The 13,382-nt window shown below is 55.4% G+C and carries 15 protein-coding genes; 4 read left to right on the top strand and 11 right to left on the bottom strand.

Features of this window, described 5'->3' with window-relative positions; genetic code table 11:
- The 6 genes from cysW to ASQ50_RS01800 all read right to left on the bottom strand — a co-directional run bounded on the left by cysW (nt 1) and on the right by ASQ50_RS01800 (nt 5,443).
- Nucleotides 1–858, bottom strand: a complete 858-nt coding sequence (gene cysW / locus ASQ50_RS01825; RefSeq protein ID WP_058091041.1) for a sulfate ABC transporter permease subunit CysW — start codon at nt 856–858, stop codon at nt 1–3.
- The gene (gene cysT, locus ASQ50_RS01820) at nt 859–1,731 is read right to left on the bottom strand and encodes a sulfate/thiosulfate ABC transporter permease CysT (RefSeq protein WP_058091040.1); all 873 of its coding nucleotides are present in this window, start codon (nt 1,729–1,731) and stop codon (nt 859–861) included. It abuts the gene before it with no gap.
- Between the two features lie 9 nt (nt 1,732–1,740).
- Nucleotides 1,741–2,745 (bottom strand): thiosulfate ABC transporter substrate-binding protein CysP, encoded by a 1,005-nt coding sequence (gene cysP, locus ASQ50_RS01815; RefSeq protein WP_058091039.1) that lies wholly within the window; start codon nt 2,743–2,745, stop codon nt 1,741–1,743.
- Nucleotides 2,746–2,867: 122 nt separating this feature from the next.
- A complete protein-coding gene (locus ASQ50_RS01810) occupies nt 2,868–3,836 on the bottom strand; it encodes a beta-ketoacyl-ACP synthase III (protein WP_058091038.1) in 969 nt (322 codons plus the stop codon).
- Nucleotides 3,837–3,968: 132 nt separating this feature from the next.
- Complete coding sequence (locus tag ASQ50_RS01805; protein ID WP_058091037.1) at nt 3,969–5,024, bottom strand: NAD(P)-dependent alcohol dehydrogenase; 1,056 nt, start codon at nt 5,022–5,024, stop codon at nt 3,969–3,971.
- A 137-nt stretch (nt 5,025–5,161) separates the two neighbouring features.
- Nucleotides 5,162–5,443, bottom strand: a complete 282-nt coding sequence (locus tag ASQ50_RS01800; protein ID WP_058091036.1) for a YebG family protein — start codon at nt 5,441–5,443, stop codon at nt 5,162–5,164.
- A gap of 155 nt (nt 5,444–5,598) precedes the next feature.
- On the opposite strand from ASQ50_RS01800, the gene ASQ50_RS01795 reads away from it, so the two are divergent.
- Both ASQ50_RS01795 and ASQ50_RS01790 read left to right on the top strand, forming a co-directional pair.
- Nucleotides 5,599–7,062, top strand: coding sequence for a malate:quinone oxidoreductase (locus ASQ50_RS01795; RefSeq protein ID WP_058091035.1), 1,464 nt, complete (start codon nt 5,599–5,601; stop codon nt 7,060–7,062).
- A gap of 21 nt (nt 7,063–7,083) precedes the next feature.
- Nucleotides 7,084–7,545: a methyltransferase family protein gene (locus ASQ50_RS01790; RefSeq protein ID WP_156509969.1), complete on the top strand. Its 462-nt coding sequence runs from the start codon at nt 7,084–7,086 to the stop codon at nt 7,543–7,545.
- Nucleotides 7,546–7,555: 10 nt separating this feature from the next.
- Here the strand turns inward: ASQ50_RS01790 and ASQ50_RS01785 are convergent, their stop codons facing one another.
- The 3 genes from ASQ50_RS01785 to ycaC all read right to left on the bottom strand — a co-directional run bounded on the left by ASQ50_RS01785 (nt 7,556) and on the right by ycaC (nt 9,788).
- Nucleotides 7,556–8,470, bottom strand: coding sequence for a pirin family protein (locus ASQ50_RS01785; RefSeq protein ID WP_058091034.1), 915 nt, complete (start codon nt 8,468–8,470; stop codon nt 7,556–7,558).
- A gap of 34 nt (nt 8,471–8,504) precedes the next feature.
- Nucleotides 8,505–9,077 (bottom strand): antibiotic biosynthesis monooxygenase, encoded by a 573-nt coding sequence (locus ASQ50_RS01780; RefSeq protein WP_058091033.1) that lies wholly within the window; start codon nt 9,075–9,077, stop codon nt 8,505–8,507.
- 90 nt (nt 9,078–9,167) lie between these two features.
- Nucleotides 9,168–9,788 (bottom strand): isochorismate family cysteine hydrolase YcaC, encoded by a 621-nt coding sequence (ycaC, locus tag ASQ50_RS01775; protein WP_058091032.1) that lies wholly within the window; start codon nt 9,786–9,788, stop codon nt 9,168–9,170.
- A 163-nt stretch (nt 9,789–9,951) separates the two neighbouring features.
- Here ycaC and ASQ50_RS01770 point away from each other — a divergent pair, with 163 nt between their 5' ends.
- Nucleotides 9,952–10,872, top strand: coding sequence for a LysR substrate-binding domain-containing protein (locus tag ASQ50_RS01770; RefSeq protein ID WP_058091073.1), 921 nt, complete (start codon nt 9,952–9,954; stop codon nt 10,870–10,872).
- Between the two features lie 37 nt (nt 10,873–10,909).
- On the opposite strand, the gene ASQ50_RS01765 is transcribed toward ASQ50_RS01770, so the two are convergent.
- Nucleotides 10,910–11,545 (bottom strand): glutathione S-transferase family protein, encoded by a 636-nt coding sequence (locus tag ASQ50_RS01765; protein ID WP_058091031.1) that lies wholly within the window; start codon nt 11,543–11,545, stop codon nt 10,910–10,912.
- 137 nt (nt 11,546–11,682) lie between these two features.
- Here ASQ50_RS01765 and ASQ50_RS20355 point away from each other — a divergent pair, with 137 nt between their 5' ends.
- Nucleotides 11,683–11,904 (top strand): WYL domain-containing protein, encoded by a 222-nt coding sequence (locus tag ASQ50_RS20355; protein WP_082888428.1) that lies wholly within the window; start codon nt 11,683–11,685, stop codon nt 11,902–11,904.
- Here ASQ50_RS20355 and ASQ50_RS01760 read toward each other — a convergent pair.
- Nucleotides 11,901–13,328, bottom strand: a complete 1,428-nt coding sequence (locus tag ASQ50_RS01760; RefSeq protein WP_058091030.1) for a PLP-dependent aminotransferase family protein — start codon at nt 13,326–13,328, stop codon at nt 11,901–11,903. The two genes, ASQ50_RS20355 and ASQ50_RS01760, sit on opposite strands and share 4 nt — an antisense overlap.
- Nucleotides 13,329–13,382 lie beyond the last annotated feature (54 nt).

The raw sequence follows: 13,382 nt of genomic DNA, 5'->3' as shown, positions 1-13,382 counted from the left end.
TCAGGCACCTCCTTTCTCGGGGGTCAGGATCGTTGGGCGGGATTGGCGCCACTCTACAAAGGCTTTAACCACTAACGTCAGGATGGCAATGGTTGCCAGCAGGGCGGCACTGGCGAAGGCGCCTACCACGTTATAATCTTGATAAAGCAGTTCAACATGAAGCGGTAAGGTATTGGTTTCGCCGCGAATATTGGCTGAGACAACCGACACAGCACCAAACTCACCCACGGCACGGGCATTGGTCAGTACTACGCCGTAGATCAGCGCCCACTTGATGTTAGGCAGGGTAATCTTCCGGAAAATACGCCAGCCAGAAGCGCCCAGAACCACGCCGGCTTCTTCTTCCTCACTGCCTTGCTGTTGCATCAGCGGGATCAGCTCGCGGGCAACAAACGGGCAGGTGACAAACACGGTGACCATGACAATGCCCGGCCAGGCAAACATCAACTGGACATCGTGGGTGGCCAGCCAGCCGCCGAGCCAGCCGTTCCGGCCGTAGAGCAGCAGATACAGCAAGCCGGCGATTACCGGTGACACGGCAAAGGGAATGTCGATCAGGGTAACCAGCAGTTTCCGGCCTGGAAACCGAAACCTGGTAACGGCCCAGGCGAGGGCAGTACCGAAGATGAGATTGAGTGGTACTGTCAGCGCCGCAACCAGCAAGGTCAGCCCGATGGCATGCAGGGTGAACTGGTCCAGCACGTTACCGGTAAAGGTGCTCCAGCCGGCACTCAGGGCCTGGAAGAAAATGACCACCACTGGAATCACCAGTAGAACGAGCGACACCAGAACTGCGGTACCAATCAGCAGGCGACGGACCCAGGGCTGGTCGCCAACACGATGATGTTCGGCAGCCATCTATCGGCCCTCCAGGCGGCGCAGGTATCGGCCCTGCCAGAGATTGATGGCAAACAGCAGTACCAGTGAGGCCAACAGTACAACCGAGGCAATGGCACTGGCCGCGGCGTAGTCGTACTCCTGCAACCGGATAAACACCATCAGGCTGGTGACTTCGCTCACGTATGGGGTGTTGCCTGCGATAAAGATAATGGCACCGAATTCACCCAGGCTGCGGGTGAAGGAGAGCGCAATACCGGTGACCAGTGCAGGCCACAATGACGGAAAAATCACCTTGCGGAACACCCGGCCATCGGAGGCCCCAAGGCTGACCGCGGCTTCCTCGTCCGCCGGTGACAATTCCTCGAGTACCGGCTGCACTGTGCGCACCACAAAGGGAATGCTGGTGAACGCCATGGCAACAACAATGCCCAACGGGGTGAACGCTACTTCAATGCCCAGCTTGGCCAGCCATTGGCCGTACCAGCCGTTCTGAGCAAACAGGGTAGCCAGCGTGATACCCGCAACCGCAGTAGGCAAAGCAAATGGAAGGTCTACAAAGGCATCAAGGATACGCTTGCCAGGGAAGTCATAACGCACCAGGACCCAAGCCAGCAACAAGCCAAAGACGCCGTTAAAGAGCGACGCCGCCAGAGCCGTCCAGAGGGTCACTTTGTAGGATTCGACCACCCGCGGATCGGTGATCGTGAACCAGAACTGATCCCAGGTCATGCCGGATGTTTCCACCACCAGGCCAGATAACGGGAGTAGTAAAACCAGACTGACGAAAAACAGCGAAATGCCGAGGCTCAAACCGAACCCCGGCAATACCCGTTTGCTACGACCTGAAAAGCGCCGCGCTGGGGCGGCGCTCACTTGAGCGGGAGCAGACATCTCAGCTTCTTACCGACGCCGTTGTAACTGGTCGAGTTTGCCACCGCTGCTGAAATGTTTGCTCATGGCGTTTTCCCAGCCACCGGCAATCTCGTCGATGGATTTCAACTTCAGTTCACGGAACCGGTCTGCGTTTTCTTCGATCACCGTTTCGTTGTGAACCCGGTAGTTAAACCCGGCGAGCAAGCGCTGGGATTCTTCAGCATAAAGATGGCTCAGGTACTCTTTTGCCAGTTCTTCGGTGCCATTCTGGCGGGTGTAATCGTCAATCCAGGTGACCGGGAATTCTGCAAGGAAGCTGACCTTGGGCGTGACCACTTCATACTCGCCGTTTTCGAAACGATCCGCGATGTTCAGAACCTCGGATTCAAAGGTAAGCAGCACATCGCCAATGCCGCGTTCAACGAAAGTGGTAGTGGCGCCACGGCCGCCACTGTCAAAGACTCGAACCTGGCCGAGCATATCGGCCATAAACTGGTCGATTTTCGCTTCATCATCACCATAGGTATCCTGGGCATAGCCCAGGGCTGCCAGATAGGTGTAGCGGCCGTTACCAGACGTTTTCGGGTTTGGCATGATCAGAGACACACCTTCACGAACGAGATCATCCCAGTTCTGGATGTTCTTGGGATTGTCCTTTCGTACCAGGAAAGCCATGGTGGAATAGTAGGGAGAACTGTTGTTCGGCAAACGCTCGGCCCAGTTTTCCGGGATCAGGCCGCCGCGTTCATGCAGGATGTCGATATCGGTGACCTGGTTAAAGGTTGCCACATCAGCCTTGAGACCCTGGATAATGGCTTGAGCCTGGCGAGAGGAGCCTGCGTGGGATTGGCGAATGTTGACCGTTTCGCCGGTTTTTTCCTGCCAGTGTTTCTGGAACTCCACGTTGTAGGCCGCGAACAGTTCCCGGGCGATATCGTAGGAGGTATTGAGAAGCTCTCTGTCGGCGGCCAGCGCAGGCTGGGCGGAAAGCAGGGCTGCGCCCAGTGCAAACCCTTTAAGCAGTTGTTTCATCAGACACTCCTCAGAACCAGAAATTGTGAATCTGAGAAGCAATCTAACAAAATTTTTTAAGAACCAAAAATACTAAAAGAAAATAATAATAGCACTTCAGGTAATTTCGACGCCGTGACTGATCAGTACCGAAGAAGCGCTGAACCCCAGGTGAATCCTCCACCAAAGGCCTCCAATAGCACGGTTTGACCCCGTTTGATTCGACCATCCCGAACCGCTTCATCCAGCGCCAGCGGAATGGACGCGGCCGAGGTGTTGCCATGGCGATTAACGGTCACCACAACCTGGTCCATGGACATATCCAGTTTCCGGGCCGTGGCAGCGATGATACGCAGGTTTGCCTGATGCGGTACCAGCCAGTCGATGTCGGACTTTCGCATCTGGTTGGCCTGCAGGGTTTCATCCACAATCTGGCCAAGGGTGTTTACCGCAACCTTGAACACCTCGTTGCCTTTCATTTCTACAAACGCATTGCCTGCCTTGATGGCATCGAAGTGGTTAGATACGCCGCAAGGAACGTGTAGCAGGTCCTCGTAGCGGCCATCGGCGTGCAGGTGAGTGGACAAAATTCCGGTCTCTTCGTTGGCCTCTAGAATCACCGCACCGGCACCATCACCGAACAGGATGCAGGTGCCGCGGTCTTCCCAATTGATGATTCTGGAGAATACTTCAGCGCCAATGACCAGTGCCTTCTTGCTGGAGCCAGTTTTTATGAACTTCTCAGCGGTTGCCAGGGCATAGACAAAACCGCTGCATACCGCCTGGATATCAAAGGCCGGGCAACCCTGAATACCCAGCCTGGCCTGGAGAATGCATGCACAGCTCGGAAAAACCTTATCCGGAGTGGTGGTGGCGAAGACAATAAGGTCAATATCCGTTACCTCAATGCCGGCGGCTTCGATGGCCCGCAGTGCGGCTTGCTCGGCCAGATCCACGGTGGACTGGCCGGGCAGGGCGATGTGACGTTGTTCAATGCCGGTGCGCTCGCGAATCCATTGATCAGAGGTGTCCACCTTCTGCTCCAGGTCGCGATTGGTAACGATGTTGTCCGGCAGGTAGGAACCGGTTCCGGCAATGCGTGCAAAGGTCATGCGCTGTATCCAGGGTCGATTACGATAACAATAGACCCATGCTAACCCTTTGCAACCGGAATGGTTATTAGCGGATTGTCAAAGACCACCCGGGCGACACAATGCCAGCCCGGGGTCTTGGATGAGGTGCAATCAGCCTTGCTTGAGCGTGTCCATGTCGATCACGAAGCGGTACTTCACGTCGCTCTTTTTTAGTCGTTCGTAGGCGTCATTGATGTTGCGGATGTCCAGCATCTCTACATCACAGGTAATGTTGTGTTCCGCACAGAAATCCAGCATTTCCTGGGTTTCCGGCATGCCGCCGATCAACGAACCGGCAACCACCCGCCGCTTGGTTACCAGCAGGCCTGCCTGGAGTGCGGGCTCCACAGGCGTCAGCAGCCCTACCAGAATATGGGTGCCATCGTATTTCAGGCACTTCAGGTAAGGGTTGAGATCGTGGGCCACGGGAATGGTGTCGAGCAGGAAGTCGAATGAATCCGCAGCGGCCTTCATCTGGGCCTTGTCTGTGGAAATGATGACGTGATCAGCACCCTGCTTCTTCGCCTCTGCCACTTTACTTTCCGAACGGGTGAAGATGGTGACTTCTGCACCCATAGCCTTGGCCAGCTTCACACCCATATGGCCAAGGCCACCCATACCAAGAACGCCCACTTTATGGCCCTTGCCAACGTTGAAGTGTTTAAGCGGTGAGTACGTGGTGATGCCGGCACACAGCAGCGGTGCCGCGCTGGCCGGGTCCAGGTTTGCCGGTACCCTGACCACGAAACGATCGCTTACCACGATTTTCTCGGAGTAACCGCCATGGGTGACGGTGCCATCGTGGCGATCCAGGCTGCCATACGTCATGGTGGAGCCTTCAATACAGTATTGCTCCAGCCCGGAATCGCAGGCGGAACAGGTGCGGCAGCTATCAACCATGCAACCTACTCCCACCAGGTCGCCTGGCTGGTAGCGGGTAACATCACGGCCTACGGCAGTGACACGGCCAATGATTTCGTGGCCAGGAACAACGGGATACTGAGAGCCGCCCCAGTCATTCTCGACGGTATGCAGGTCACTGTGGCAAACGCCGCAGTAATCAATTTCAATGGCGACGTCGTCTGGTCTCAGCTCGCGCCGGTCAAAGGAGTAGGGCGCCATGCCGGAAGTAGGGCTTGTGGCAGCGTATGCGCGGGTGTTGGCCATTAGAGACTCCTTGATGAATGGTATTCCGAGGTACGGGAGTTGTTACGTTACCATCGATTTTCAGACCAGTGTACGAATCAATACCAACTGAGGAAAAATAGGGAATTCCTGACTGGGGGCGGCCCAGGCGTTCGTTTCTAGTCAGCCGGAATCTCCGCTTCTGCCAGGATCTCTGGCTTCTTCAGTGCTTTCTGGAACAGGTCCTTGTTCTCGGCAATCAGCAGGGCGCATTGCTCCGCCAGTTGCTCAGGCATGTCAGGGATCTTCTTCTCAAACCAGAGCTGGATGTTCTCCGAGAGCTCCAGCATTTTATCGCGGGCATCAGCTTCGGCTTTGGAAGTGAAAAGCATCGAGTCGGGATTCTTGAGTGCCATTTCGAGTCCGTCGCGGTCTGAGTAGAACAAAGATTGAACAGCCATTAAGAAGATTCCTCGCTGTTTATGGATGACTGTATAAATATACAGGCTAATAGTAGCCTATTCTGATGTCGTTATCGAGCCCTCTGGAATTATGTTAGGTTCTGAGGAAGATATTTCAGTTAAAGACACTCAAACGGACACTGGCGGCTATCTCTATGAAAGTAACCATCATCGGCGCAGGTATTATGGGGACGACGTTTGCCATACTGGCAAAGGAACTGGCCCCGGAACTGGATGTCACCATTCTGGAGCGCCTTGAGCGGGCGGGTGCGGGTAACTCCTGGGCCTTCAACAATGCCGGCACCGGTCACGAAGCCAACTGTGAGCTTAATTACACCCCGGTGGACGAAGAGGTTATTTCCGTTGAGAAAGCGCTGAAAATTCACGCCCAGTTCAACGTTGCCAAACAGTTCTGGGCGTACCTGGTCAACAAGGGTGCCATTAGAGAGCCGACCAGCTTCATCAACCAGACCAAACATTGCACCATTGTCTCTGAACCCTCCATCGAGGAGTTGAAACTGCGATTCAAAGAAATGTCTGCCCATCATTTTTTCGATCATATGCAGTACTCCGAAGACTTCGATGAAATCAAAAGCTGGATTCCCTTCACCATGGAAGGTCGCGCTCGCCATGAGAAAATGGCCGCTACCGTTATCGAGACTGGTACGGACGTCAACTTTGGCGCCTTGACCGAGCTTATGGCTGAGTACGCCGTGAATGAGCTGGGTGTAAAGATCGAATATGGCGTCCATGTTAAGCGAGTGCGTCGCAGCCCGGCAGGGAGCTGGCTGGTGGAAACCCAAACCCGGGGCGCGCCACTACAACACCGGGCGGACGTTCTGTTTGTGGGTGCCGGCGGGGGAGCCTTTCCGATTTTGAAGAAGAGCCATCTACCGTTCGCTCGCCGGTTTACCGGGTTTCCCGTCGGCGGACGATTTCTGCAAGCCAGGATCACTCCGGAACAGGCGGATCAATACCGGGCCAAGACCTATGGCAAAGCCGAGGTTGGGGCCCCGCCGATGTCGGTACCGCATCTGGATTTACGGGTGGCCGACGGCCAGCACTACCTTTTGTTCGGCCCGTTTGCCTCGTTTAAACCAGTACTGGAAAAAGGCAGGGGCTTTGTCGATTACGTCCGGGCCATGCGGCTGCACGATATTCCGGGACTGCTGAATGTGGCCCTTGAGCACTTCCCGCTGGTCAAGTATCTGATCTCCGAAACCTTCAAAGGCGACAAAAGCATGCTGGAGGCCCTCGACAAGTTTGCCCCCGGCCTGAGCAAGAAATTTGACTGGAAGCCGATAGAGGCGGGGCAGCGGGTTCAGATCATCAAGGACGGCGATCTGCAGATGGGTACAGAGATTATCGTGTCTTCCGATAAAACCTACGGCACCATCCTGGGGGCATCCCCGGGCGCTTCGGTATCTCCGGAGGCGATGCTGCGGGCGCTTGAGCAGTTAATGCCCGCCATCGTTGACAACGAAGACGCCAAAACGAAACTGAAAGCCATGTTCCCGGAGGATAATCTGGACACGCTGATCAACAACCCGGAACGGTATCGGGAAGTGCGGGATGCTGCCAACAAATCCCTTGGCATCAGTTCAAAACTGTCCAGCTAAGAATGTGGAAGGGAAAAACAAGTGAAAGCGCTCGAGCTAAAGGTTCCACCGGTTATCCTGACGCTACTCTTTGGGGCTGTCATGTGGGCAGTGTCCCGGCTGCTGCCTTCCGGATACTTCGCGTTTCCTGGAAGGGTTCTGTTGTTTGCCGTTGTTTTGGTTGCCGGTGTGGTCATCGCACTAATGGGCGTTCTCGCTTTCAGGCGCGCAGGCACAACGGTGGACCCTCGCACGCCACACCAGACGACAACTCTGGTGGTCAATGGCGTGTATCGCCACACCAGAAACCCCATGTATTTGGGGTTCCTGATGATTCTGGCAGCCTGGTGGTTATATCTCGGCAGCGTCTTCGCTGCGTTATTGCTTCCGCTTTATGTGCTTTATATGAACCGTTTCCAGATCAAGCCTGAGGAGCGCAATATGCGGGACCTGTTTGGAGACCAGTTCAATCATTACGTTGAGAGAGTTCGGCGCTGGTTGTAAGAACCTCTGGTTAGCCCGGGAGAGGGATAAACTCATCCTCATCGCCAGGGACGGAGGGAAATTGGCCGTTTTCCCAATCGCGTTTAGCCTCTTCAATTCTCTCCTTGCGACTGGAAACGAAGTTCCACTCGATAAACCGTTTGCCAAGAGGCTCGCCACCAATCAGTGCGAGCCGCGTTTCTTCCAAGGCTTCAACGATGACGCCTTGCTGCTCTGACAGAACGGCCATGGAGAACTCGGGAATCTCCGTTCCGCCTGCCAGAAGCCGCCCCTTCGCCACATAGAGACCGCGTTCCTGGGCGTCCGGCAAGGTCAGCTTCTGACCAGGCTTCAGCCAGGCCTCTATATACAGGGTGTCGGCAAACACCTTCACCGGTGAGGTCTCACCATAGGCAGTCCCCATCATCACGCGAACTGGCACATCACCTACCGACACGGAGGGCACGGTGCTCTCCGGGTAGTGGTAAAAGGCGGGATCTGTTTCTTCTTCCGCCTCAGGCAACGCCAGCCATAGCTGCAAGCCATGGAGCGTGTGGTCAGTTGCCGTGATCTCCGGGCGTTCCCGTTCTGAATGCACAATACCGTGCCCGGCCACCATCAGATTGATATCGCCCGGGCGGATGGCTTGCAGGCTCCCAAGGGAATCACGATGCAGGATTTCGCCTTCAAACAGGTAAGTGACGGTAGCAATGCCAATATGCGGGTGAGGGCGCACATTGATGCCGTCGCCGGCAGGAAAGTGTGCAGGCCCCATATGATCAAAGAAAATCCACGGCCCGATCATCTTTTGCCCCACTACCGGAAGTACTCGCCGCACTGAAAAGCCGCCGAGGTCTCGTTCACGAGGTTGCAGGAGTTGAACCAGAGCGCCGCATTCTTTGGTGATTGGGCAGTCGAATTCGGTTTGTGGTGAGAGATTGCTCATAATCGGCTCCAGTTTATAAATGTATTGTGAGTGATTAGCGGAACAACCAGCCCGCCACCAGGCGAACCAGCCTTGGCATAATCAGATAAACAACGAGACCGACAATGGTGGCGGCTACGATACCATGTCGTACGCCCCAGGCCCCCAGAACCGGTATTAAATCAAATACTGGTCTATAAACGGCGGGAACAACCATGGTTAGTGGCCAGATCACGGCAGTGGTCAGTGCCCACTGTTTCCAGCGCGTAGGCTGTGGCGCAGTGGATGCTGGTGGCGTAAACCAGAAATCGATACCCGTTTTGATCTCAACCTGCTCCTGAGATTCGAGCGCCGTACGTATCTCACTGATCAATTCCTTCCGAATATCAGAATCTAACCACGCTTCAGCTTCGGCCCGGCCAGAAAATCGTACAGAAATTTCAAAAGTGTGTCGCCCTGTAGGCGGGCGAACGATATGCACGCCTTGATGACCTGGAAACTCGGCTGCCGCATTGATGATCTGTCTTAGCCAGGTTTCATAACGGTCTCTCTGGTCGGCCTTAACAGAGTGCCGAATATAAATCGTTCTCCCGCTACTATAGTGCACGTTGGGTGTGGCGTCAGACATGGGGGTACCCCGCAGCGCGGTTCAGTCAGTTGGCAATATCAGGTGGGCCAACCCAAACCCACGATCCCTGTGGGTTGTAATTTCAGGCGATTACCCCTGCTGGGCGCCGTAGCTTTGCATCAGGTTGGCATAATGGGGCAGGTGCTTGGCCAGGATGCCACCAAAGCCTTCGATGTCATTGCGCCAGTCACGATGCAGTTCGCAGCCAACGCTGAACCAGTTCATCAGTTGTGCGCCGGCCTGTTCCATTCGGCTCCATGAAGCATCACGGGTGGTCCGGTTAAAGGTGCCGGAGGCGTCGGTTACCACAAACACTTCGTAGCCTTCTTCCAGGGCTGAGAGCGTGGGGAAAGCAACACACACATCGGTCACCACGCCGGCAATCAACAGCTGTTTCTTGCCGGTGGCTTTTACCGCCTTCACGAAGTCCTCATTATCCCAGGCGTTGATCTGACCGGGCCGCGCAAAATACGGCGCATCCGGGAACATTTCCTTCAATTCCGGCACCAGCGGGCCGTTAGGCCCATTTTCGAAACTGGTGGTCAGAATGGTCGGGATATCAAAGAACTTGGCAATGTCTGCCAGCGCCAGCACATTGTTCTTGAAGTCGTCTGGCGAGAAATCCCGAACCAGCGACAACAGGCCGGACTGGTGGTCTACCATGAGCAGAGCAACATCGTCCTTGTTCAAACGATTGTATTTAAACGCCATATCCATTCTCCTGTTTTAGTTTTCGGCACATAAGCATCGGTTGCCCCGGATACCTTGGGGTCTATGCCAATGTTGTCGTGAGGTGCCAGAATAGTCCGGGCCCTTTGGCCTGAGTAGGTTGTAAATCTATACTCACCGTTCCAATTTCAGGACGATGGCCGATATGCAGGACCTCAACGATCTCTTTTACTTCGTCAAGGTGGTGGACCACGGTGGTTTCGCGCCGGCGGGAAGGGCACTAGGCGTGCCCAAATCGAAACTGAGCCGTCGCATCCCGATGCTGGAAGACCGCCTGGACACCCGATTGATCAATCGCTCTACACGACGCTTTACCATCACAGAGCTGGGGCAGGAGTATTACCGTCACTGTGTGGCCATGTTGGTGGAGGCAGAGGCGGCCCAGGAGGTGATAGATCGATCACGGGCGGAGCCCAGGGGGGTAATCCGGATGAGTTGCCCGCCAGGCTTGATCTATTTTCATGTTGGCCAGCTGTTAGTGCGCTTTATGGCCAAATACCCGGAGGTGAAAGTCGAGATTGACGCCACCAGCCGCCGGGTGGATGTCCTGAAAGAGGGGTTGGACCTGGCGCTACGGGTCCGATTTCCTCCGTTGGAAGACAGCGGGCTAACCATGAAGGTGCTGTCGAAAAGCCCGCAATGTCTGATGGCGTCCAGGGATTTCTTCAACCATTACACCAAACCTGAGAATCCGGATGAGCTGGCAAATCTGCCGAGCCTGGATTTTGAACAATCCGACGGCAAACACATCTGGTGCCTGGATGGACCGGGTGGCGCCACGGCGCAGGTGCGGCATTCGCCCAGGCTTGTCACTGACGATGTGTTTACACTCAGACAGGCGGCCCTGGAGGGCTTGGGAGTGGTGCGTATGCCGTTGATTGTAGGTGGTCGGGACCTGGTCGAAGGGCGATTAATTAATGTGCTACCGGGTTGGCAGCCAAGGGGCGGAATACTTCACGCGGTATTTCCGTCCCGCAGGGGATTGTTGCCTGCGGTCAGGGCACTGTTGGACTTCCTCGGAGAATCCATGGATGAGGTGGACTTCGCACTGATGGATCAGTCATAAACGAAGGGCTCAACCTAGCCGAGCCCTTCGCCTGATCCTACACCGGCGTGACGCCCATCTGCTCTGCCAGCGCATCGTCCAGTTCATTGGCACGTTGGGCGGCGGGCCTGTTTTCCGTGCGTTTGATGTAGTCCTGAAATACCTCATTCTGCGGAATATTTTTCTGCATCGTTTCCCACCACAGGTAACTGCTGACCAGCACATCCGCCGCGGTGAAGTGATCGCCGCAGATGTAAGGGCTTTGGCCGAGTACTTTTTCCAGGGTATTGACACTGTCCTCCACGCGGCCACAGCCGACAGCCTGCAGGTTGCTGCTATCGATTTTCCAGCCGTAGGCCAGCGCACTGGTGGCCATTTCAAAGGGCCCTGCCATAAAGAAAAGCCAGCGGTAGTAGGGGCCGCGTTCCATCGAGTGCGGCGGTGGCGCCAGATTCTTCTCGGGGAACTGGTCCGCCAGGTAGGCGCAGATGGCCGCCACTTCGGTAACGACGGTGTTGCCGTGTTTGATCGCAGGCACCTTACCCATGGGGTTGATGGCCAGGTACTTCGGGGTTTTCATCTCCGGGCCGAATTGCATGGTCTCTACCGTGTAGGGAACGCCAACTTCTTCCAGCATCCAGCGTACTACCCGGCCGCGGGACATAGGGTGGGTGTAAAAGGTAAGTTCTGACATGTTTGATCTCCTTCTCAAGTCAGTATTGCAGGTAATGTGAGTTACAGCAGGGCCAGATTAATTTATATGTAGGCGAGAAACTGTCCTAAATAAACCTGACAATGCATCTTTAATGCAAACACCGGAACCGGCGGACAATCCGGCGCTACATCACGGTATTAGAAGAACTCGGAATCCCGATAACGACGGAGCAGGGGCGTTGGTATGTCACCGGGTTCTGCCACCTCAGGCAGGCCATGCGTTCGTTCCGGCTGGACCGCATCAGCGACGTGCAATTACTGGATACCACCTTCCAGCGGCCACCGGATTTCGATGCTGCAGATTTCCTGACTGAGAGTTTGCGGTCCTGGGGCGGCTAGAAGTTCGCCAATCCCGCTCTTAACGCCACCACACACTCCTCAATCTGGTGCTCATTGGCGCTGGCAAACCCCATCACCAGGCCACTCCGGGATTGTTGTCCGATGAAGTGGGCGCTCAGGGGCGTGCTGCCAAACCCTCGGGTTTTCAGCCACTGGCTGAGGGATACATCGTCGAAATCTCCTTCAATCACCAGATGCATGCCGGCGCTTTCCGCCACAGGTTGCACCAGGCCTCCCAGTTCCTGCGTTAATCGCTTCTGGAAAAGCTGCCATTTGTCCCGGTAAAGCTGGCGCATGCGGCGCAGGTGCCGCGTGAACTGACCGCTTTCGATGAACTCGGCGATGGTGGCCTGAGTCATCAACGGGGATTCCCCGCCATTAATTTGTTTTGCCCAGAGCAAGGGTTCGACAACGGACTCTGGCACCACCAGGTAGCCTACCCGCAGGGAGGGCATCAGCGTTTTGCTGAAGCTACCCACATAGAGCACCGGGGCGTTGTCGAACATCCCCTGAATGGCGGCAAAGGGTTTGTTGAAAAAGTGGAACTCGCTGTCGTAGTCGTCTTCGATAATCCAGCAGTTATTTTGCTGCGCCCACCGTACAAGCGCTATGCGCTGGGACAGGTCGAGGATGCCACCCATCGGATACTGATGAGTAGGGGTACAAAAGAAAAGTTTCGCAGGACCCAGGTCAGAGAGTGCGTTTACATCCAGAACCTGGTTCCTCAAAGGGACCGGAACCAAGGGATTGTTGTGACGACTCAGTGCGTTACGGGCGCCCCTGTATCCAGGGTTCTCGCAAAAGACACGATCGCCAGGTTGCAGAAACACATCGGCGATGAGGGACAGCGCTTGCTGGGCACCATTGGTAATGATTATCTGATGTTCTTCGCAGCGAACGCCCCGAGAGGCCCGTAAGTAGCTGGCGATGGCACTCCGAAGTGGCTGATATCCCTGAATGGTGTCATAACCTCTCAGGGCACGACGGCTCTCCTGATGATGGAGAATCCGGTTCCAGGCTCGAATGGGGAAGGCATCCAGATCAGGTAGCCCCGGCTGAAACGGCAGGCTTGCGTCTTCCACTGCTTTGAGCCTGTTGCGAGGAACAGCGGGCAATGGGGGAAGGGAAGTAGCATTTTTTATTGGCTGTTTCAGCCCTGGTCCAGCCGGTTTTACCGCGGCCTTGATGTCTTCATGTACAAAGATACCCCTGCCAGCAGAACTTGTAAGGAATCCCTCAGCCTTGAGCTGATCATACACGGCGTTCACGGTGTTCCGGCTAATCCCAGGATCCAGAGCCATCTGTCGGCTAGAAGGGAGACGGCTCCCAGCTGGAAATCGCTGCGTCAGAATGCGCTCGGACAGTTGCAGGTAAAGCTGCTTTTGGAGCGGTGCCTCACTGGTCAGGCGAATATCATCGATCATACCAACTGGTCCTAACAAAAATCATAATCTGGCTCTTCTGATGGTATCAGAAGT

The sequence above is a fragment of the Marinobacter sp. LQ44 genome (genome assembly GCF_001447155.2).
Lineage (GTDB): Bacteria > Pseudomonadota > Gammaproteobacteria > Pseudomonadales > Oleiphilaceae > Marinobacter.
This window is presented reverse-complemented; position numbering and strand designations above follow the sequence as displayed.

Bases quoted from the DNA above. Each gene is read 5' to 3' on its own strand.
- cysW (WP_058091041.1), bottom strand. From the start codon at position 858: ATGGCTGCCGAACATCATCGTGTTGGCGACCAGCCCTGGGTCCGTCGC.
- cysT (WP_058091040.1), bottom strand. From the start codon at position 1,731: ATGTCTGCTCCCGCTCAAGTGAGCGCCGCCCCAGCGCGGCGCTTTTCA.
- cysP (WP_058091039.1), bottom strand. From the start codon at position 2,745: ATGAAACAACTGCTTAAAGGGTTTGCACTGGGCGCAGCCCTGCTTTCC.
- ASQ50_RS01810 (WP_058091038.1), bottom strand. From the start codon at position 3,836: ATGACCTTTGCACGCATTGCCGGAACCGGTTCCTACCTGCCGGACAAC.
- ASQ50_RS01805 (WP_058091037.1), bottom strand. From the start codon at position 5,024: ATGGCCAACACCCGCGCATACGCTGCCACAAGCCCTACTTCCGGCATG.
- ASQ50_RS01800 (WP_058091036.1), bottom strand. From the start codon at position 5,443: ATGGCTGTTCAATCTTTGTTCTACTCAGACCGCGACGGACTCGAAATG.
- ASQ50_RS01795 (WP_058091035.1), top strand. From the start codon at position 5,599: ATGAAAGTAACCATCATCGGCGCAGGTATTATGGGGACGACGTTTGCC.
- ASQ50_RS01785 (WP_058091034.1), bottom strand. From the start codon at position 8,470: ATGAGCAATCTCTCACCACAAACCGAATTCGACTGCCCAATCACCAAA.
- ASQ50_RS01780 (WP_058091033.1), bottom strand. From the start codon at position 9,077: ATGTCTGACGCCACACCCAACGTGCACTATAGTAGCGGGAGAACGATT.
- ycaC (WP_058091032.1), bottom strand. From the start codon at position 9,788: ATGGCGTTTAAATACAATCGTTTGAACAAGGACGATGTTGCTCTGCTC.
- ASQ50_RS01770 (WP_058091073.1), top strand. From the start codon at position 9,952: ATGCAGGACCTCAACGATCTCTTTTACTTCGTCAAGGTGGTGGACCAC.
- ASQ50_RS01765 (WP_058091031.1), bottom strand. From the start codon at position 11,545: ATGTCAGAACTTACCTTTTACACCCACCCTATGTCCCGCGGCCGGGTA.
- ASQ50_RS01760 (WP_058091030.1), bottom strand. From the start codon at position 13,328: ATGATCGATGATATTCGCCTGACCAGTGAGGCACCGCTCCAAAAGCAG.